Origin of the sequence: Streptomyces sp. MST-110588, from assembly GCF_022695595.1 — a bacterium.
Lineage (GTDB): Bacteria > Actinomycetota > Actinomycetes > Streptomycetales > Streptomycetaceae > Streptomyces.
The window spans coordinates 4,561,675-4,582,018 of the sequence record NZ_CP074380.1; the positions used below are offsets into that span (position 1 = coordinate 4,561,675).

11 protein-coding genes and 2 pseudogenes are annotated in these 20,344 nt (G+C 72.5%); 9 read left to right on the forward strand and 4 right to left on the reverse strand.

Features of this window, described 5'->3' with window-relative positions:
* Positions 1-9 precede the first annotated feature (9 nt).
* The 3 genes and pseudogenes from KGS77_RS20145 to KGS77_RS20155 form a co-directional block, all read right to left on the reverse strand.
* Positions 10-1,634, reverse strand: a pseudogene (locus tag KGS77_RS20145) (AMP-binding protein).
* A gap of 612 nt (positions 1,635-2,246) precedes the next feature.
* Positions 2,247-2,423 carry a hypothetical protein gene (locus KGS77_RS20150; RefSeq protein ID WP_242583843.1) on the reverse strand — a complete coding sequence of 59 codons (177 nt, stop codon included), beginning with the start codon at positions 2,421-2,423 and terminating at the stop codon, positions 2,247-2,249.
* 213 nt (positions 2,424-2,636) lie between these two features.
* A complete protein-coding gene (locus tag KGS77_RS20155) occupies positions 2,637-5,579 on the reverse strand; it encodes a BTAD domain-containing putative transcriptional regulator (RefSeq protein WP_242583845.1) in 2,943 nt (980 codons plus the stop codon).
* Between the two features lie 193 nt (positions 5,580-5,772).
* Between KGS77_RS20155 and KGS77_RS20160 the strand changes: the two genes are divergently transcribed.
* The 7 genes from KGS77_RS20160 (at position 5,773) to KGS77_RS20190 (ending at position 14,393) form a co-directional block, all read left to right on the forward strand.
* Positions 5,773-6,996 (forward strand): amidohydrolase family protein, encoded by a 1,224-nt coding sequence (locus KGS77_RS20160; protein ID WP_242583846.1) that lies wholly within the window; start codon positions 5,773-5,775, stop codon positions 6,994-6,996.
* Positions 6,997-7,061: 65 nt separating this feature from the next.
* On the forward strand, positions 7,062-7,856 hold the full coding sequence (locus tag KGS77_RS20165) for an alpha/beta hydrolase (protein ID WP_242583848.1): 795 nt from the start codon (positions 7,062-7,064) through the stop codon (positions 7,854-7,856).
* A gap of 59 nt (positions 7,857-7,915) precedes the next feature.
* Positions 7,916-8,827: an LLM class F420-dependent oxidoreductase gene (locus tag KGS77_RS20170; RefSeq protein WP_242587578.1), complete on the forward strand. Its 912-nt coding sequence runs from the start codon at positions 7,916-7,918 to the stop codon at positions 8,825-8,827.
* Positions 8,828-8,917: 90 nt separating this feature from the next.
* Positions 8,918-9,781 carry an SDR family oxidoreductase gene (locus KGS77_RS20175; protein WP_242583850.1) on the forward strand — a complete coding sequence of 288 codons (864 nt, stop codon included), beginning with the start codon at positions 8,918-8,920 and terminating at the stop codon, positions 9,779-9,781.
* A 134-nt stretch (positions 9,782-9,915) separates the two neighbouring features.
* Positions 9,916-11,052 (forward strand): LLM class flavin-dependent oxidoreductase, encoded by a 1,137-nt coding sequence (locus tag KGS77_RS20180; protein WP_242583852.1) that lies wholly within the window; start codon positions 9,916-9,918, stop codon positions 11,050-11,052.
* Positions 11,053-11,066: 14 nt separating this feature from the next.
* A complete protein-coding gene (locus KGS77_RS20185) occupies positions 11,067-12,806 on the forward strand; it encodes a D-aminoacylase (RefSeq protein ID WP_242583854.1) in 1,740 nt (579 codons plus the stop codon).
* 117 nt (positions 12,807-12,923) lie between these two features.
* Positions 12,924-14,393 carry an aldehyde dehydrogenase family protein gene (locus KGS77_RS20190; protein ID WP_242583855.1) on the forward strand — a complete coding sequence of 490 codons (1,470 nt, stop codon included), beginning with the start codon at positions 12,924-12,926 and terminating at the stop codon, positions 14,391-14,393.
* A gap of 468 nt (positions 14,394-14,861) precedes the next feature.
* On the opposite strand, the pseudogene KGS77_RS20195 reads toward KGS77_RS20190, so the two are convergent.
* Positions 14,862-16,384 (reverse strand): annotated as a pseudogene (locus KGS77_RS20195) (CehA/McbA family metallohydrolase).
* 161 nt (positions 16,385-16,545) lie between these two features.
* On the opposite strand from KGS77_RS20195, the gene KGS77_RS20200 reads away from it, so the two are divergent.
* Complete coding sequence (locus KGS77_RS20200) at positions 16,546-17,370, forward strand: TIGR03619 family F420-dependent LLM class oxidoreductase (RefSeq protein WP_242583856.1); 825 nt, start codon at positions 16,546-16,548, stop codon at positions 17,368-17,370.
* Positions 17,371-17,538: 168 nt separating this feature from the next.
* Positions 17,539-20,286: a bifunctional FO biosynthesis protein CofGH gene (locus KGS77_RS20205; protein WP_277994246.1), complete on the forward strand. Its 2,748-nt coding sequence runs from the start codon at positions 17,539-17,541 to the stop codon at positions 20,284-20,286.
* Positions 20,287-20,344: the final 58 nt, after the last annotated feature.

The following is a 20,344-nucleotide window of genomic DNA, read 5'->3' on the forward strand; positions in this document are numbered from 1 at the left end:
GACAGGGATTCACCGGACGGAAAAGCGCTCGCGCAGGGATGTTTTGAGGACCTTCTCCAAAGGACCGCCACGTGGCAGCGCGGGCACGATCTCCAGTTGCTCCGGCAGCTTTTGCGTCATCAGCCCTGCCTGCCGTAGGTGGGCGGTCAGTTCGGGCAGCGTCAGCGTCCCGGAATCCGGGTCGGCGAGGGTGACCACCGCGCAGACCCGCTCGCCGCGCTCCCGGTCCGGCAGTCCGATCACCGCGGCCTCGGCCACCGCCGGGTGGCCCTGGACCAGTTCCTCGATCTCCCGCGCCGAGATGTTCTCGCCCTTGCGGATGATGACGTCCTTCAACCGCCCGGTGAGCACCAGGTGCCCGTCGGGGCGCAGCAGGCCCAGGTCGCCGGTGCGGAACCAGCCGTCGGCGTCGAACGCCTCGGCGGTCAGCCCGGGGTCCGTGTAGCGGGTGAAGAGCATGGGGCCCTTGACGGTGACCTCGCCGGTCTCGCCGGGCCCGGCCGCGCCGCCGTCCGGGCGGACGATACGCACCCGCGCTCCGGTCACCGGCCTGCCGACGGTCCCGGCGAGCTGCTCGTCGCTGTCGTACGGGGTGCCCATCGTGATCATGGGGCACTCCGTCATCCCGTACCCGTGCACGACCGCGCACCCCAGCTCCCGCACCGCCGCGAAGTACAGCTCGGGTGGCAACGGCGCCCCGCCCCGGAGAGCAGGCGCAGCGAGGGGATGAGCTTGTCCCCGCCGTGCTGAACCCCTGGCGCCTCCTGCGCCTCCCGCACCCCGTACGCCCCCTCCGCTCCGTACGCCCCCTCCATCCCGTACGCCCTCTCCACCCCCTTCAGCTCTTCCCGTTGCCTCCGCGCCTCGTCCAGGAACGCCTGGTAGAAAGCGGTGCTGCCGCCCGCCATCGTCACCCCGCACCGGCTGTAGACCCTGGCCGCCTCGGCCGGGCGGAAGGTGTCCAGGACCACCGCCGGAAAACCGCTGACGAGCATCGCGATGACGTAGTCGGGCCCGGCGATGTGCGCGTACGGGAAGGCGATCGAGCCGATGTCATGGGCCGACATGTCCAGCGCGGCGGCCAGGCCCACGCCGCCCGCGATGAGCGAGGCGTCGGTGTGCTCGACGCCCTTGGGGGAGGCGGTCGTCCCGGAGGTGCAGTAGATCCAGGTCGTCTCCCCGGGACGGGGGGTGAAGGGCGGCAGGCCGTCGGGGTCGGCGGTGGGCGGCCCGCCCGCGATGTCGAGCACCCGCACTCCCTCGCCCGCGATCCTCCGCGCCATCGCCGTATGGTCGAACCCCCGCCATTCCCCTGGAACCAGGACGTAACGCGCCCCGGTTTCCGCCAGGATGAAGCCGACCTCCCGCTCGCGGTGCAGCGGGATGACGGGAATCTGTACGGCGCCGAGCCGGGCGAGCGCGACCGAGACGACGATCGTGTCGATCCGGGTCGGGAGCTGCCAGGCGACCCGTGTGCCGGCGCCGATCTCCGCCTTGTGCAGGCCGGCCGCCACGCGCAGCGCCTGGTCCCGTACCTCCTCGAAGGTCACGGCCTGTCCGTCGCCGTCGAGGAACATCGGCTCCGTGCGCGAGCGTTCCGCGCGGTATTCGACCAGTTCCCACAGGGACTGCATACGAGCGGGCTCGGGTTCGGACACGGCACGCCTCCTGGCTGCGGAAGGAGCGGGGAGCGGCGAAGAGCGGCGCTGAGCGCCTGGAAGGGGGAGGGGCGGAGCGTGACGGTACGGGTGTGCGGCGTGACCCTAACACCGTCCCTGACGGGGCGTCAGCCCGGAGGCGTCCGCTGTGGCAGCGCGTCCGGACCGGCTCGGTTCCGCGGTTCGGGCGGGAAGCCGGTCCGCCGCAGGCCGGCGGGCCGGGCGGCCGACGCATGCCCGTACGCCGCTTGATGGGTGCGCGCTCATACAGGTCGACGGTCCGGTGTACGTGGTGCTGCGTACTGGTCGTGGACGCCGGTTCCGCAATGCCGGTTCCGGTCGGCGAGGTTCCTGTGAGGCGTCCGTACGAACCCGGTCGGGCACGCCGGGTACCGCCGGGAAATGGCCGCAGGGACCGGTTTCGATGGCTCCCCCTCCGCGCCATCGAGACCGGCCCCTGCGATCCCCCGAAAACCGTGGTGCCGTGCGGTGTTGCCGTGGTGCCGTGCGGTTTTCCCTCAGTTCTCAACCGTGGTTCACGGTCTTTGTCTCAGTGCGTTTCCCCCGGTATGTACGGTATTGCCGGTGTTACTTCGGCTCCCCGAGAGGAATGTGCTTGTCCTGGGTGCCGGTGGTGACCGGGCCGGTCTGCGACTCGTCCGGCTCCAGATCCCTGGGGGCGATGATCGGAGTGTGCTTGTCCAGCGGCTTGATGATGTCGCGGTCGTTCACCTGCTGGACCGGGTTGGGCTGTTCGGTGCTCACTGTGATCAACTCCTGTTGCTGGGCGCTGTACGGTCTTCCCGGCCGGCGACTCCCCCGTGGGCCGCCGGACGGGACGACCAGGGCCGATCACCTTAACGGTGGGGCCTGGGCACCGAGCCGCTTGCCCCCCGAGGCGGCGGTTCGGTACTGAAGAGAGTGGCGGACGTCGATGAACGATCGATAAACGTGTAGCGGAACGGCGCGGACCTGCGGTTACGCGACCACCGCAGGGGTCAGCAGCTCTTGTACCTCCGCGGCTTCCGGCGATCCCAGGCGCGCGTAGACGGACAGGGCCTCCTGCCAGCACACCCGGGCGCGTCCGGTATGCCCAATGTTGTGCAGGGCGCGGCCCAGCAGCGTCAGGGCGTTGGCGCGCCACCACTCGCCGCCCACCCCGCGCAGCGAAGTCAGCGCCTGCTCGGCATGGTTGGCCGCCTGGGCGGGACGGTGGCCGGCCAGGTCCACCTCGGCCAGCCGCAGGAAGGTCATGCCCTCCCAGAACCGCTGCCGGTTGTCCTGGAAGATCGCCAGTGCCTCGTTGAGCTGCCGGGTGGCCTCGGCCAGCCGGCCGGCACGGGTGAAGGCCAGCCCCAGGGTGTACATGCCGTTGGCCAGCCGCCGGGTGGCGCCCAGCCGCCGGTAGATGGCGATGCCTTCCTCCGCGAGCTCTATGGCGGATTCCAGCCGGCCCGTCTCCAGGTGGACCCGGGCCAGGTTGCACAGGGCGCTCGCCTCGGACTGGTCGTTGCGGTCCTGGCGGAAGGCGTCCCGGGCCTGGCTCAGATACGGCTCGGCGTCGGCGTACCGGTGCTGGATGCTCGCGATGATGCCGCGGTCGTTGGGGGCGTTGGAGGAGGAGAACGCGTCCCCGGTGGCCAGCCCCAGCAGCATGGCGGACTTGGCGTGTTCGTCCGCCTCGCCGAGCCGGCCCTCCAGCGTACGGACGTTGGTCAGCGAGGTGTGCAGCCGGGCCTCGGCGTGCTGGTCGCCCAGCGCGCGGGCGGCGGCCAGCAGCGTCAGGTTGGCCTGCTCGTACTGGTGGGAGTCGGCGCTGGACTCGGCCAGGTCCAAGGTGAGCAGCAGCAGGTCCACCGCACGGCGCAGGAAGTGCTCCCCGGTGGACTGCTGGGCGCAGGCCAGCAGGCAGCGGGCCTCGCCGAAGAGCCATTCCAGGGCCGTGGTGCGCTCGGCGAACTCCAGCCCCGGGTAGGCGGGTGTCTCCATGTGGTCCACCAGCCGGTCGCCGGGCCGCTCCAGGGCGTACATATGGGCCGCGGTGGCCAGGTAGAAGTCCAGCAGCCGGGAGAGCGCCGCCTCGCGCTCGGAGGGCGGGTGCTCGTCGCGCTCGGCGCAGGCCCGTGCGTAGAGCCGTACCAGGTCGTGGAAGCGGTAGCGGCCGGGGGCCGCGGACTCCAGGAGGGAGGCGTCCACGAGGGATTCGACCAGTTCCTCGGCGTCGTCCTGGGACATGTCCAAGATGGCCGCCGCGGCGGCGAGGGAGATGTCGGGTCCGTCGGCCAGGCCCAGCAGGCGGAAGGCGCGGGCCTGGTGGGGCTCCAGTTGGCCGTAGCCCAGCTCGAAGGTGGCCTTGACGGCGAGGTCGCCGGCCCGAAGCTCGTCCAGCCGGCGGCGTTCGTCGGCGAGCTTGCGGGCCAGTACGGAGACCGTCCACGTACGGCGTGAGGCCAGGCGGGAGGCGGCGATGCGGATGGCCAGCGGGAGGAAGCCGCAGGCCCCCACGACGTCCATGGACGCCTCGCGCTCGGAGTTGACCCGCTCCTCGCCGACGATCCGGGTGAAGAGGGTCAGGGCTTCCTCGGGGCTCATGACGTCGAGGTCGATGAGGTGGGCGCCGGCCAGGTCGATCATGCGGACGCGGCTGGTGATCAGGGCGGCGCAGCCCTCCGCGCCGGGCAGCAGCGGGCGGATCTGCGCGGCGTCGCGGGCGTTGTCCAGCAGCGCCAGGACGCGGCGGCCGGCGAGGGTGGAGCGGTAGAGGGCGGCGCGCTCCTCGACGCCGTCCGGAATGGCGGAGTCCGGTGTGCCCAGGGCCCGCAGGAAGGCGCCGAGGACGGCCTCGGGCTCGGAGGGGGTGTGCCCGGCGCCCTGGAGGTCCACGTACAACTGGCCGTCGGGGAAGTGGTCGGTGGCGGCGTGCGCGACATGCACCGCCAGCGTCGTCTTGCCGACGCCGCCGATGCCGGTGACGGCGGAGACGGCCATGACGCGGCCCTCGGCGGTGGTCAGTTGCTCGCTCAGTTCCCGTACGAAGGCAGCCCGGCCGGTGAAGTCGGCGACCGTGGCCGGCAACTGCTGCGGACGCAGGAAGACCGGCTCGTTGGACCCCTGCCCGTCCGGGGCGGCGGCCGGCGCGTCCAGGTCGGGGTCCGCACGCAGGATGCGCTGCTGGAGCTCGGAGAGGGAGGCGCACGGGTCCACGCCCAGCTCATCGGCGAGCAGCCGGCGGGTATCGGCGTACACGGCAAGGGCTTCGGCCTGCCGTCCGCTGCGGTACAGCGCCAGCATCAGAAGTTCGCGCAGCCGCTCTCGCAAGGGGTGGGCGGCGGTGAGCGCGGTCAGCTCGGAGATCGCCTCGGTGTGGCAGCCGACCTCCAGGTCCAGCTCAAGGCGGGTCTCGATCAGGGACAGCCGCCATTCCTCCAGGCGGGTGCGCTGGGTTTCCACGTACGGTCCGGCCAGGCCGGCCAGCGGCTCGCCGTCCCACAGAGCCAGCGCCGAGTCCAGCAGTTCCCGCGCCCGGCAGCGGTCGCCGGACGCCTTGGCCTTCTCGGCCTCCGCCGCGTAGCTCTCGGCGTGATCGATGTCCAGGTCCAGGGGGTGGGCGTCCACCGGGCGGATCGCGTAGCCACCGGACTCGCTGGCCAGGATGTCGGCGTCGGCGCCCAGCGCCTTGCGCAGCCGGGAGGCGTAGGTCCGCAGGGCCGCCAGGGCCGCGTGCGGCGGCTCCTCGCCCCACAGGGCGTCGACCAGTTCGGGCGCGGTGGCGGTGCGCCCGCCGCGCAGCAGCAGGGCGGCCAGGAGCGCGCGCTGCTGCGGGGAGCCGGCCGCCAGTGGCGTGGCGCCGCGCCAGGCCCGTACGGGACCGAGCACGGTGAAGCGGAGCCGCTCCTGCTCCAGCCCCGGACCGTCGTCCATGGTGTCCCCCTGCCCTGTGCCCTTCGTTCGCATCGGCCAGTCTGCCTTGTCCGAAGCACTTACGTCAGTAGGGGTCTGGACTGTGCGCGAACCCTTCTGCTCCGCGGGCCGGATCCGCCGGGCGTGCACGGCCGCCGCGCGCTCCCCGCGGAATATACTGACGACCCGTCAGTTCGGCGCTACGGTGACGCGCATGGAGAGCTTCCCGAAGATAATCTCGGTGGACGATCACACGATCGAACCCCCTCATGTCTGGCGGGACCGCCTCCCGTCGAAATACCGGGACACCGCCCCGCGTGTCGTCCGCGCCCCTGTGAAGGAAATGTCCTTCGTGGGCGGAAAATTCGCCCCGACGATGGGTACGGCCGAGGACGACGGTCCGCTCACGGACTGGTGGGTCTATGAAGACCTGCACCGGCCGCTGACCCGCCTGGACACGGCCGTCGGCTGCGCACGGGAGGACATCCGGCTCGTGGGCATCACCTATGAACAGATGCGGCCGGGTTCCTACAGCGTGCCCGAGCGGCTGGCCGACATGGACGTCAACCACGTCCAGTCGGCGCTGTGCTTCCCCACCTTCCCCCGGTTCTGCGGCCAGACGTTCACCGAGGCCCGGGACCGCGATCTGGCGCTGCTGTGCGTACGGGCGTACAACGACTGGATGGTGGAGGAGTGGTGCGGCCCCCGGGCCCACGGCCGGCTGATCCCGCTGACGCTGATCCCCCTGTGGGACGCCCGCCTCGCCGCCGAAGAGGTGCACCGGAACGCGGCACGCGGCGTACGGGCGGTGTGCTTCAGCGAAATCCCGCCATATCTTGGCCTGCCGAGCATCCATACCGACGCCTGGGACCCGCTGCTGCGGGCCTGCGCCGAGACCGGCACCGTCCTGGCGATGCACATCGGCTCCTCCAGCAAGATGCCCTCCACCTCGGCCGACGCGCCGCCCGCCGTGGGCTCGGCCATCACCTTCGCCAACTGCTGCTTCTCGATGGTCGACTGGCTGATGAGCGGCGCCTTCGACCGCTTCCCCGAGCTGCGGATCATGTACGCGGAGGGCCAGATCGGCTGGATTCCCTACGTCCTGGAACGGGCGGACGTGGTGTGGGAGGAGAACCGCGGCTGGGGCGGCGTCGCCGACAAAGTGCTGCGGCCCCCTTCCGAACTCTTCGCCGAGCACGTGTACGGGTGCTTCTTCGACGATGCCTTCGGGCTGCGGAACCTGGACGCGATCGGCGCCGGCAACGTCCTGTACGAGACGGACTACCCGCACTCCGACTCCACCTGGCCCAAGTCCAAGGAGGTCGGCGAGGCCCAGATGGGGCACCTGGCGCCGGAGGTGGTCGAGCGGATCGTACGGGGCAACGCGATCGAACTGCTGGGGCTGACGGCGGACGGGCTGTGGGCGGACGCCGCGTGAGAACCGCCGGATGAGAGCTGCCACATCAGGGCCGCCGTGCCGGATGTGAACCGAGGGAGCTGTGGATGACCGACTTCGTACTGGTCCCGGGAGGATACGCCGGCGGATGGATCTGGCGGGAGGTGGCCGGACACCTGCGGGCGGCGGGGCACCAGGCACATCCCGTGACGCCGACCGGGCTGGGCGACCGCCGGCACCTGGCCGGACCGGACACCGGCCTGGACACCCACACCGAGGACGTGGTGCAGGTCCTGGACCACATCGCGCCGCAGGGAGAGACGACGGCGCCGCACGTGGTCGTAGTGGGCCACAGTTACGGCATCCTCCCGGCACTGGGCGCCGTCGGCCGCCGTACCGGGCGCGTCGCCCGTCTCGTCTACCTGGACACCGCACTTCCCAGGGACGGACTGTCGGTCCTGGACGCGCTGCCGGACCCGGCGGCCCGCGAGCGGCTACTGCGCCGCGCCGAGGAGTCGCCGGACGGCCGCAGCGTCCCGCCGCCCCCGCTGGAGGACGAAAAGCTCTGGGGCAGCCTCGCCGGGATTCCCAGGGCCGGGCTGGAGCGGCTGGCCCGGCTCGCGGCCCCCATGCCGCTGGGCGCGCTCACCCAGCCGTTCCACCGCACCGCCCCCCGCGAGACCGAGCCCCCGTCCACCGGCATCCTGTGCACCGCGAGCGGATTCAGTACGGCCATGGTGCGGGAGCTGGTGGCCTCCGGCGACCCCTGGTTCCAGCCGCTCGCCGACCCCCGGGTGGGCTTCTTCGACCTGGAGACCGGCCACTACCCCATGCTCTCCTGCCCGGCCGAGCTGGCCGGGCTCCTGGTCCGGGCCGCGGCGGGCGAGGGGGAGCGGCTGTGACGGACGCAGCGGTCACCGGCGGCGTGCGGGTGCTGCCGCGCGGGCGCCTGGCGTACGGGATGCAGCTCCCCGTGCAGTCGCAGAGCACGCTGTACGCGGAGCAGTGGGAGGCCGGGGCCGGCCCGGAGGACCTGCGGGAGATCGCCCGGGCCGCCGACCGGTACGGCTTCGCGTACATCGCCTGCTGCGAACACCTCGCCGTCCCGCGCCGGCTGGCCGATGCCATGGGCACCACCTGGTACGACCCGGTGGCCACCCTCTCCCACCTGGCCGCCGTCACCGAGCGGGTCCGGCTGCTCAGCCATGTCGCGGTGGTCGGGCTGCGGCACCCGCTGCTCAGCGCCAAGCAGTACGCCACGCTGGACCGCCTCTCGGGCGGCCGGCTGATCCTGGGGGTCGGCGCCGGACACGTACCGGAGGAGTTCCGGGCGGTGGGGGCCGACTTCGAGGGGCGCGGCGCCGTACTGGACGAGACCGTCGACGCCCTCAAGGCCGCCCTGGGGCCCGAGGAGTTCCCCGCGTTCGAGGGGGAGCGGTTCCGCTTCGCGGGGCTGGGGCAGGCACCGCGGCCCGTACAGACGCCGCGCCCGCCGATATGGGTGGGCGGATCGTCCCCGGCGGCGGTGCGCAGGGCCGCGCTCCGCGGCGACGGCTGGCTGCCGCAGGGCGACCGGCGGACCGAACTGCCCGCCAAGATCGCCAGGCTGCGGCGGCTGCGCGAGGAGGCGGGGATCGAGGAACCGGCCGAGATCGGCGCCATCGCCGAGCCGCTGTACGTGGGCGAGGCGTCCTGGGACGTCGGCGCGCGCACGCTCACCGGCGAGCCGGAGCAACTGGCCGAGTCGCTGCGCGCCTACAGGGCGATGGGCGTGGACCAGATCCAGGTGCGGTTCCGCAGCCGCGTACGGGACGAACTGACCGACCAGATAGCGGCGTTCGCCACGCATGTGGCCGTACACCTCGGCGACTGACGCGGGTGACGGCGGCGGTGCCGCCGGTGACAGGCCGCAATCCAGGGAAGAGCGGAATCCGGGGAAGAGCGGAATCCAGGGGAGCCGGGCATGGGGAAGCTGGACGGGCGGGTCGTCATCGTGACGGGGGCGGCCCGCGGGCAGGGCGAGCAGGAGGCGCGGCTGTTCGCCGCCGAGGGGGCGAAGGTGGTGCTCGGCGACGTACTGGACGGCCCCGGGCAGGCGCTCGCCGACGAGCTGGGCGGGGACCGGGCGCGCTACCTCCACCTGGACGTGAGCCGGGAGGCGGACTGGGAGGCGGCCGTCGGGACGGCGACCGCGGCCTTCGGGAAGCTCGACGGGCTGGTCAACAACGCCGGCATCCTGCGCTTCAACGCGCTGGTGGACACCCCGCTCGCGGAGTTCCGGCAGTTGGTGGAGATCAACCAGATCGGCGCGTTCCTGGGGATGCGGGCGGTGGTGCCGGAGCTGGTGGCGGCCGGCGGCGGGACGATCGTCAACACGGCCTCGTACACGGCGCTCAGCGGCATGGCGTATCTGACCTCGTACGCGGCGACCAAGGCCGCGATCGTGGGCATGACGCGGGTGGCGGCGATGGAGCTGGCGGACCGGGGCATACGGGTCAACGCGATGTGCCCGGGGGCCATCGACACCCCGATGACCAACCCGGACCGGGTGGCGGCGTACGGCGGTCCGAAGGCTGCCGGAGACGGCGACGGTGACGGCGACGGCGCTGGCGCTGGTGCCGGGGTGGACGGTGACGCGGACGCGGTCGGCGCCGCCACGCGGGCGCTGGAGGAGTTCTACGGCAAGGCCGTCCCGATGGGGCGGATCGGCCGGCCGGAGGAGGTGGCCCGGCTGGCGCTCTTCCTCACCTGCGCGGACTCCTCGTACATCACGGGGCAGCCCTTCGTCATCGACGGGGGCTGGCTGGCGGGGATACCGGTCCTTTAGGGCGCACGGGAACCCGCAGCCGTACCTGACGGCCCGTCAGGTATTGACGGCCCCCGGGCCCGGTGCGAGAGTCGACCGGTATCTGACGGAGCGTCAGGCACTGTCATCCGGTGTCGGTGAGGACGGTGACCGCCGTGGAATTCGGGCTGTTCGTACAGGGTTATGTGCCCGCCTCGCGGGCCCGGGTCGACCCCCAGGCGGAGCATCACGCGCTGATGGAGGAGACCGAGTACGTCATCCAGGCCGACCGGAGCGGCTTCAAGTACGCCTGGGCGTCCGAGCACCACTTCCTGGAGGAGTACTCCCACCTCTCCGCGAACGACGTGTACCTGGGCTACCTCGCGCACGCCACCGAACGCATCCACCTGGGCTCGGGCATCTTCAACCCGCTGGCCCCGGTGAACCACCCGGTCAAGGTCGCCGAGAAGGCCGCCATGCTCGACCACCTCACCGAGGGCCGCTTCGAGTTCGGGACCGGACGGGGCGCCGGCAGCCACGAGATCCTCGGCTTCATGCCGGGCGTCACCGACATGAACCACACCAAGGAGCTGTGGGAGGAGACCATCGCGGAGTTCCCCAGGATGTGGCTCCAGGACGAGTACCAGGGCTTCGAGGGCAAGCACTGGCAGTTGCCGCCGCGCAAGGTCCTGCCCAAGCCGTACGGGAGGTCCCACCCGGCGATGTGGTACGCCGCCGGGTCGCCGTCCTCGTACGCCATGGCGGGGAAGAAGGGGCTGGGGGTGCTCGGCTTCAGCGTGCAGAAGGTCGCCGACATGGAGTGGGTGGTGGAGTCCTACAAGACGGCGGTCCGGGAGGCCGAGGCCGTCGGTGACTTCGTCAACGACAACGTGATGGTCACCTCGACGGCGATCTGCGCGGAGACCCACGAGAAGGCCGTGCGGATAGCGGTCGGCGGCGGGCTGAACTACCTCCAGTCGCTGCTGTTCCGCTACCACGACACCTTCCCGCGCCCCGAGGGCATACCGCGCTGGCCGGAACTGCTGCCGGAGTACACCGAGGAGATCATCGAGCTGCTGATCGCGGAGGAGCTGATGATCTGCGGCGACCCGGACGAGGTCTACCGGCAGTGCAAGCGGTGGGACCAGGCGGGCGCCGACCAGCTCTCCTTCGGGCTGCCCATCGGGATCCCGTACGAGGACACCATGAACACGATCAGGCTGATCGGGGAGCACGTCATCCCCAAGATCGATACGGACCCGGTGCACCGTACGACGCGCTTCCGGCAGGCCGCCGCGGCGGCGGCCGGCTGAGGGGAGGCCGCGGAATGCTCGACCACCTCGTCACGGGCGCGACCGTCGTGGACGGCAGCGGCGCCCCGGCGTACGTCGCCGATGTCGGCATACGGGGCGGGCGGATCGCCGTCGTCACCGCGCCCGGCCGCACCGCCGAACCGGCCCGTACCCAACAAGACGCCCAGGGGCTCGTCCTGGCCCCCGGGTTCGTCGACCCCCACACCCACTACGACGCACAGCTCTTCTGGGACCCCTACGCCACCCCCTCGATGCACCACGGCGTGACCACCGTCGTCGGCGGCAACTGCGGCTTCACCCTGGCCCCCCTGAACCCCCGGCGCCCCCAGGACGCCGACTACACCCGGCGGATGATGAGCCGGGTCGAGGGCATGTCGCTGGCCGCGCTGGAAGAGGGCGCGCCCTGGACCTGGCACACCTTCGGCGACTACCTGGACGCGCTGGAGGGCCGGATCGCCGTCAACGCCGGCTTCATGGCCGGGCACTGCGCGCTGCGCCGCCATGTGATGGGGCCGGACGCGGTGGGCGGACAGCCGACGCCCGGCCAACTGGACAGCATGGTGGGGCTGCTGCACGAGGCGATGGACGCCGGGGCCTGGGGACTGTCGACGACCCGGTCCTCGACGCACTCCGACGGCGACGGCCGGCCGGTGGCCTCCCGGCACGCCGGGCCCGCGGAGCTGCTGGCCCTGGCCCGGGCCGTCGGCGAACACCAGGGCACACAACTGGAGGCGATCGTCACCGGATGCCTGGACCGGTTCTCCGACGCCGAGATCGACCTGCTGGTGGACCTGACGGCGGCGGCCGGACGCCCGCTGAACTGGAACGTCCTGACGATCGACGCGGCGGTCCCGGAGCGGGTGCCGCGCCAGCTCCTGCCCAGCGAGCGGGCGCGCCGCGCGCAGGGCCGCATCGTGGCACTGACCATGCCGATCCTGACGCCGATGAACATGTCGCTGGGCACCTACTGTGCGCTGAACCTGATCCCCGGCTGGGGCGAGATCCTGGCGCTGCCGGTCCCCGAACGGATCGCCGCGCTGCGCCGCCAGGACGTACGGAGCCGGATGCTGGCGCACGCCGACAGCGAGGAGGCCGGGGTCTTCCGCCGGCTGGCACGCTTCGACCGGTACGTCATCGGTGACACCTACAGCGAGGCCAACCGGGGGCTCACCGGGCGGGTGGTGGGCGAGATCGCCGCCGAGCGCGGCCAGGACCCCTTCGCGTGCCTGGTGGAGATCTGCGCACGGGACGAACTGCGGACCGTACTGTGGCCGATGCCGACCGACAACGACCCGGCGAGCTGGGAGCTGCGGCGCCGGACCTGGGAGCACGAGGACGTCCTGCTCGGCGGGTCCGACGCGGGGGCGCACCTGGACCGGATGTGCGGCGCCCCGTACACCACCCGCTTCCTCGGCGACTGTCTGCGCGGCCGGAAGCTGACCGGGCTGGAGGACGCCGTGAAGATGCTCACGGACGACCCGGCCCGCCTCTTCGGGCTCCGCGACCGGGGCCGTATCGCCATCGGCCACCACGCCGACCTGGTGCTCTTCGACCCGGCGCGGATCGACGCCGGGCCGGCCACGCTGGTGCACGACCTGCCGGGCGGCGGCCCCCGGCTGGACTCGCGGGCGGCGGGGATCGTCAGCGTACGGGTCAACGGGGTGGAGACGGTCCGGGAGGACGAGGTGACCGGGGCGACGCCGGGGACGGTGCTGCGCTCGGGCCGGGACACCAGGTCGGTGGACACGCGGTGACGGGCGGTTCGCGGTGATGGGCGGGCGCCGGGTGGCAGATGGGACTGCGGTGACGGGTGGGCCTGGGGTGACGGGCGGTTCGTGGTGAGGGGAGAGGGGCCAACCGGGGAGGGCCTGGTGAAGGAGGGGCAGCGGCTGTTCATCGGCGGGGAGTGGGTCGAACCCGAGCGCGGCTACTACGAGGTGGTGGATCCGGCGGCCGAGGAGGTCGTGGGGTACGCACCGGAGGCGGGCCGGGCGCAGGTGTACGCGGCGGCGGGCGCGGCCCGCGAGGCGTTCGGGACCTGGTCGCGTACGGCCCCGGAGGAGCGGGCCCGCGTCCTGGACCGCACGGCCGAACTGATCCGCCGGGACGCCGCCGCGTCAGTGCCGCTGGCCCGCGCCGAGACCGGCGCGACGACCGCGACCGTGCGCGGGATGCAGGTCGCGGTGGCCGCCGCGCGCTTTCGCCGCTACGCGCGCGGCGCGCTGGAGCCGGTGGAGAGCGGACTGCCGCCGCAGATCAACGAGGCGTCGGCGATGGGCCGGGCGGGCATCGTGGGCGCCCTGGCGGTCCGCCGCCCGGTCGGCGTGGTCACCTGCATCACCTCGTACAACAACCCCTTGGCCAACGCCGCGGGCAAGATCGCACCTGCCCTGGCCATGGGCAACACGGTCCTGGTCAAGCCGGCGCCGCAGGACCCGCTGTCGGTCTACCGGATGGCCGGCTTCCTCCAGCAGGCGCTGGAGGAAGCCGGGGCGCCCCGGGGCGTGGTCAACGTGGTCGGCGGCGCGGAGAGTGGGGTCGGCGAGGCGGCGGTGGACGCGCCGGAGGTGGACATGGTGAGCTTCACCGGGTCCACGGCCGTCGGGTGCCGGATCGGCGAGGTCTGCGGACGGGCCGTCAAGCGCCAGTTGCTGGAGCTGGGCGGCAAGGGCGCGGCGCTGGTCTTCGACGACGCGGACTTGGGCGCCGCGGTGTCCGGCATCGGCACCACCTTCGCGTTCTACAGCGGGCAGATCTGTACGGCGCCGACGCGGGTGCTGGCCCAGCGCGGCATCCACGACCGGCTGGTGACGGAGCTGGCCCGGTACGCCTGTCGCCTGCACGTCGGGGACCCGGCGGAACCCGGCACGGTGGTCGGGCCGGTCATCTCCGCCGCCCACCGGGACCGCATCGAGACCTACGTCGAACTGGGCCGCAAGGAGGGCGCGCGCCTGCTCACGGGCGGCGAACGCCCCGCCCACCGCCGGGGCTTCTACGTGGCCCCCACCCTCTTCACGGACTGCACACCCACGATGCGGGTGGTCCGGGAGGAGATCTTCGGCCCGGTCGTGGTGGTCCTCCCCTTCGACGACGAGGAAGAGGCCGTCGCCCTGGCCAACGACACCGACTACGGACTGCTGGACTACGTGTGGTCCGGTGATGTCGCCCGCGCCTTCCGGGTGGCCGGACGCCTGCGCGCGGGCGGCGTCGGCATCAACACCGTCGCCCGCAACATGGAGGCCCCCTTCGGCGGCTTCAAACGCAGCGGCGTGGGCCGCGACACCGGCTCGTACGCGCTGCACGCCTACAGCGAGACGCAGGCGGTGGTGTGGCCGGGCTGAGACAGACAGGGCTGTGGCCGGGCTGAGCCGGGTCGAGGCCGCACGGCCATCCCGCACCCGCCCCACCGTCCCTCAACCGCCCGGAGCGCCGTTCCCGTAGGTCACCCCGTCCAGAGCGCCGTTCCCGTGGGCCGCCCCGTCCGGAGCGTCGTTCCCGTGGGCCGCCCCGTCCGGAGCGTCGTTCCCGTAGGTCACCCCACCCGGAACGGCCTCCGCGCGGATCAACCGGCCAGAACGGTCTTCGGGCCGCCCGGACCACCCGCACCGACCGGGACGAGCTGCCACAACTGGCGGCCCCGGTCCGGCTGGACGCCGAGGGAAAGCCCGCTCTTCCGGCGCCGGAGGAGGAACGCCGGGGTCACCTCCGGCCGTACGGCGTGTGGCGTGTGGCGTGCGGCGTGTGGCGCGGCGGGCACGGCTCACGGAGGAAGGGGGCGGGCAGTCCGGACCGCCCTGGGTCCCGCCCGGTCAGGCCCGGCCCAGGAAGACCGGGTTGGTGAGGGCGGCCATGGGGCCGGGGAAGCCCTGGGTGACCGGTGGGTGACGGACTTCGGCGCGTATGTATGTCGCGTAATCGGCCGTGGTCTGCCATTGGACCGTGGCCGTTCCCGAAGCCGGCAGGGCGGTCCAGTACAGGCGGCCCTGGTCGGTGACGAAGTGGGCCGTGCAGCCGGGGACGCCGGAGACCTCCAGGCGGGCGGTGATCCGGGCGCCGCGGGCCACCGGCAGTCGCTCGCCGATGCCGGCGTGTTCCCCCTTGGGGCCGCTGACGGAGAAGGACAGCTCGACCTCCGAGGACTCGGCGATCCAGACGCGACCGGACCGGATGCCCTCCTGGATGGCGCGCCGGGTGAGGTCGTCGGCCAGGACGACGGTCTGCGGCAGGCCGATGACGTCCGGGTCACGGTGGGCGTCGCTGTGGCCGACGGCCGGCAGCCAGCGGCCTCGGCCGTGTGTGTGGGCCACCAGTGCGTTGTCCCACTCGGCGAGGGCGACCTCGTCCTCGGGGCCGTACGGGCCGTTCCACACCTCGACCGCGTCGGCCTCCTCGAAGCCGAACTTCCAGTTGCAGCCGATGCACGTGGCGTGTGGGTGGGCGGGATGACCAGGCCGCCCGCCCGGCGGATCGCGCGGGCGTACCGGCCGAAGGCGTGGTCCCGGGCGCGGTAGCGCCAGTCGATGAAGACGCCGGGGTCCGTGCCCATCGCGACCACGTGGCCGTTGCGCGTGGTGACCTCCTCGCCGGTGAGGATGAGCAGGTCATCGCCCCACAGGCCGTCCCACGCCCGGTGCGCGGAGGTGGTGTTGTGCTCGGAGGAGTTGATGAAGTCCAGTCCGGCGGCGCGGGCCAGCGCCGCGATCTGCGCCGGGGTGCGCTTGCCGTCCGAATAGACGCTGTGCAGGTGGTTGTCGCCCCGGTACCAGGCCCGGCCGCGGCCCTTGGCGCGCTCGGGAGGGTAGACGGGCTCGGGCGTCCGGCCGGACGGCCCGTACCGCAGGGTGATCGTGACCTCGTACCGCATCCCCTGCGGGGCGACGGTGTACGGGCCGAGCACCACGTGCCAGGTGCCGGGACCGACGGGGCCGGGGAGGTAGCCGGGCGTGGCCCGCTCCGCGCTGATGGCGAACTCCGTACGCGCCCCGCCCGACCAGCCGCGGAAGCCCGCCCCGCCCAGGTCCGTGCCCCGCTCGTCGAAGATCCCGATGTCACAGGCGTTGCCGGCGGTGCCTTCGGGGACGGCGGGCCGGTCGTAGGTGTAGGAGACGGCGATCTCGCGTACGCCACGCGGCACTTCAACCGGTAGGTAGACGAAGTCGGGGGCGCCCGTGGGCAGATGGCCCACGACCGTACGGGTCTGCTCCGCGCCCTCCGGACGGTCGGCCGGACGGTCGGCCCCGGGCGCCGCGTCGGCGAAGCTCACAGGGCCGAGCGTAAGCGCGCCCGCCGCGCCCGCGACAGCCGTCAGCCGCAGAATGTCTCGCCGGTCCATTCCTGCCCCCTCAAGCGTCGGGTGTGCCGTGATGCGTCGTACGCAGCTCGTGAAAACTGTTGTACGCGCGTGTGACACGCAGGGAAAGGGCTGTGGATAACTCGCGGACGGTGGGGCAACATGCGGTCACCCACTCGCCTGACGCGAAAGGTGCGCCCAGCATGCGGATCGCGACCACGATCTTCCTGACCGACGAGACGATCCGGCCCGACCGGCTGGCCCGTGAGCTGGAGCAGCGTGGATTCGACGGCCTCTACCTCCCCGAACACACCCACATCCCGGCGAGCCGCGAGACGCCCGCTCCCATGGGGGAGCCGCTGCCGCGCGAGTACGGGCGCACACTGGACCCGTTCGTGGCCCTGGGCCAGGCCGCCGCCGTCACCGAACGGCTCGGCGTCGGCACCGGGATCACCCTGGTCGCCCAGCACGATCCGGTCGTGCTGGCCAAGCAGATCGCCACCCTGGACTTCCTCTCCGGCGGCCGTTTCACCCTGGGTGTCGGCTTCGGCTGGAACGTAGAGGAGGCCGCCGACCACGGCGTGAAGTGGTCGGCCCGGCGGGAGCTGACGCGGGACCGGATGGCCCTGATGCGCGCGCTGTGGGCCGACCGGCCGACCGCTTATGAGGGGGAGTTCGGTTCCGTACGGGCTTCGCTCGCCCACCCCAAGCCGGTCAAGGGCGCGCCGCGGACACTGGTCGGCGGCGCCGCGGGCCCCAAGCTCTTCGCGCAGGTGACGGAGTACGCGGACGGCTGGCTGCCGATCGGCGGGAGCGGGCTGGGCGAGAGCGTGCCGGTGCTGCGCCGGGTGTGGTCGCAAGCCGGGCGTCAGGGGGAGCCGCTGGTGGTGCCGTACGGGGTCCGGCCCTCCCCCGGGAAGCTGGCGCGCTTCCGGGAGCTGGGGGTCAAGGAGGTCGTGCTGCAACTGCCGTCGGCCGGCGAGGCGGAGGTGCTGCGGACGCTGGACGACTACGCCCAGTACCTTTGACGCCGTGCGGCTGTCATGGCTGCCGCCTGGGAAGGAAGGCGGCTCCCACGTGGCCGGGGCTGCTCGGCGACCCTACCGGAGGTGACCTCCGTATGGCGTGATCAGTGGCACACCGTCAGCCGCGGGCCACACACCTGCGCCGTCGTCGCACGCTCGTATCCTCGGAGGATGACTTCCAGCGCGCAGGGACCCGAGCAGGGACCGGACCACGGAAAAGGCCACGGAGCGGACCGGACCGTGGACCGGCCGCAGGACCGGCCCGGGAACCGGCCCGCGGACCGGACCGTGGTCCGGCCCGCCGCCGGGCGGGCGCCGGACCGGTCCGGGTACCGGGCCCCCGGGCAGCCGGCGCCCACCGCCAACGCGATGCGCCGGGCCCTGAAGCGGGCCCGCGACGGTGTGGCGCTGGACGTCACCGAGGCCGCCGTCCTGCTCCAGGCACGCGGCGCGGACCTGGAGGACCTGTGCGCCTCCGCCGCCCGGGTACGCGACGCGGGCCTGGAGGCAGCCGGCCGCCCCGGCGTCATCACGTACTCCAAGAGCGTCTTCATCCCGCTCACCCGCCTGTGCCGGGACAAATGCCACTACTGCACCTTTGTCACCGTCCCCGGCAAGCTGCGCCGCGCCGGACACGGCATGTTCATGTCCCCGGACGAGGTACTGGCCATCGCCCGCCGCGGCGCCGAACTGGGCTGCAAGGAAGCGCTGATCACCCTCGGCGACAAGCCCGAGGACCGCTGGCCCGAGGCACGCGAATGGCTGGAGGCGGAGGGATACGACGACACCATCGCGTACGTACGCGCCATCGCCATCCGCATCCTGGAGGAGACCGGGCTGCTGCCCCACCTCAATCCGGGCGTCATGACCTGGACCGACTTCCAGCGCCTGAAGCCCGTCGCCCCCTCCATGGGCATGATGCTGGAGACCACGGCCACCCGCCTGTGGAGCGAGCCCGGCGGCCCCCACCACGGCTCCCCGGACAAGGAGCCCGCCGTACGGCTGCGCGCCCTGGAGGACGCCGGGCGCAGCTCCGTGCCCTTCACCAGCGGGCTGCTGCTGGGCATCGGCGAGACGTACGAGGAGCGCGCCGAGTCCCTGTTCGCGCTGCGCCGCGTCTCCCGGGCGTACCACGGCATCCAAGAACTGATCATGCAGAACTTCCGCGCCAAGCCGGACACGGCGATGCGCGGCATGCCCGACGCCGAACTGGACGACCTGGTCGCCACCGTCGCCGTCGCCCGCCACATCATGGGCCCGGCCGCCTGCCTCCAGGCCCCGCCCAACCTCGTCGCGGGGGAGTACGCGCGCCTCATCCGCGCCGGCATCGACGACTGGGGCGGGGTCTCCCCGATCACCCCCGACCACGTCAACCCCGAGCGCCCCTGGCCCCAGATCGACGAACTGGCCGCACGCTCCGCGGAGGCCGGCTTCTCGCTGCGTGAACGCCTGGCCGTCTACCCCGAGTACGTGCTGCGCGGCGAACCCTGGCTCGACCCCCGGCTGCTGCCGCACGTCACGGCGCTGGCCGACCCCGAAACGGGCCTGGCCGACGAGGACGCCGTGGTCCAGGGACACCCCTGGCAGGAGCCCGACGAGGGCTTCTCGCTGCACTCCTTCGGCCGTACCGATCTGCACCGCACCATCGACACCGACGGCCGCACCGGCGACCGCCGCCAGGACTTCGACGACGTCTACGGCGACTGGGATTCGCTGCGCGAGGCCGCCGCCCCCGGGATGGTCCCCTCCCGCATCGACGCCGACGTCCGCGCCGCCCTCTCTGTCGCGGCCGAGGACCCGACCAAGCTCACCGACGCCGAGGCACTGGCTCTCCTGCACGCCGACGGCCCGGCCCTGGACGCGCTGTGCCGGATCGCGGACGACCTGCGCCGGGCGGCGGTCGGCGACGACGTCACGTACATCACCACCCGCAACATCAACTTCACCAACGTCTGCTACACCGGCTGCCGGTTCTGCGCCTTCGCCCAGCGCCGCACGGACGCCGACGCCTACACGCTCTCCCTCTCCCAGGTGGCCGACCGCGCCCAGCAGGCGTGGGACGTGGGCGCGGTGGAGGTGTGCATGCAGGGCGGCATCCACCCCGACCTGCCCGGTACGGCGTACTTCGACATCGCCCGGGCGGTCAAGGAACGTGTACCCGGCATGCACGTGCACGCCTTCTCGCCCATGGAGGTCGTCAACGGAGCGACCCGCACCGGCCTGTCCATCCGGGAGTGGCTGAGCGAGGCCAAGGCCGCCGGCCTGGACACCATTCCCGGCACCGCAGCCGAAATCCTGGACGACGAGGTCCGCTGGGTCCTCACCAAGGGCAAACTGCCCACCGCGACCTGGGTCGAGGTCATCAAGACCGCCCACGAGCTGGGCATCCGCTCCTCCTCGACCATGATGTACGGCCATGTGGACCAGCCGCGCCACTGGCTCGGCCACCTCCGCCTCCTGGCCCGGATCCAGCAGGAGACCGGCGGTTTCACCGAATTCGTCACCCTGCCCTTCATCCACACCAACGCCCCCGTCTACCTCGCGGGCATCGCCCGCCCCGGCCCCACCACCCGTGACAACCGTGCCGTGACCGCCATGGCCCGGATCCTGCTGCACCCGCACATCACCAACATCCAGACGAGCTGGGTCAAGCTCGGCGCGGAGGGCGCGGCGGAGATGCTGCGCTCGGGCGCCAACGACCTGGGCGGCACGCTGATGGAGGAGACCATCTCCCGCATGGCGGGCTCCGGTTACGGGTCCTACCGCTCCATCCAGGACCTGATCGCCATCGCGGACGCCGCGGGGCGCCCGGCCCGGCCCCGTACGACCACCTACGGGGAGGTGCCCGAGGAGCGGCAGGCGGCGGCGCTCGCCTCGGACGGGCACCTGCCGGAGCTGCTGCCGGTGGTGGAGCAGTAGCAGGGGCCGGCCCCGTCGGCGACTGAAGGCGGAGAAGCGGGCGCTGCCGGAATCCGGG

Excerpts from the sequence above, each read along its gene's own strand:
- KGS77_RS20205 (WP_277994246.1), top strand. The coding sequence starts at position 17,539 with ATGACTTCCAGCGCGCAGGGACCCGAGCAGGGACCGGACCACGGAAAA.
- KGS77_RS20165 (WP_242583848.1), top strand. The coding sequence starts at position 7,062 with ATGACCGACTTCGTACTGGTCCCGGGAGGATACGCCGGCGGATGGATC.
- KGS77_RS20200 (WP_242583856.1), top strand. The coding sequence starts at position 16,546 with ATGCGGATCGCGACCACGATCTTCCTGACCGACGAGACGATCCGGCCC.
- KGS77_RS20160 (WP_242583846.1), top strand. The coding sequence starts at position 5,773 with ATGGAGAGCTTCCCGAAGATAATCTCGGTGGACGATCACACGATCGAA.
- KGS77_RS20155 (WP_242583845.1), bottom strand. The coding sequence starts at position 5,579 with ATGGACGACGGTCCGGGGCTGGAGCAGGAGCGGCTCCGCTTCACCGTG.
- KGS77_RS20185 (WP_242583854.1), top strand. The coding sequence starts at position 11,067 with ATGCTCGACCACCTCGTCACGGGCGCGACCGTCGTGGACGGCAGCGGC.
- KGS77_RS20170 (WP_242587578.1), top strand. The coding sequence starts at position 7,916 with ATGCAGCTCCCCGTGCAGTCGCAGAGCACGCTGTACGCGGAGCAGTGG.
- KGS77_RS20175 (WP_242583850.1), top strand. The coding sequence starts at position 8,918 with ATGGGGAAGCTGGACGGGCGGGTCGTCATCGTGACGGGGGCGGCCCGC.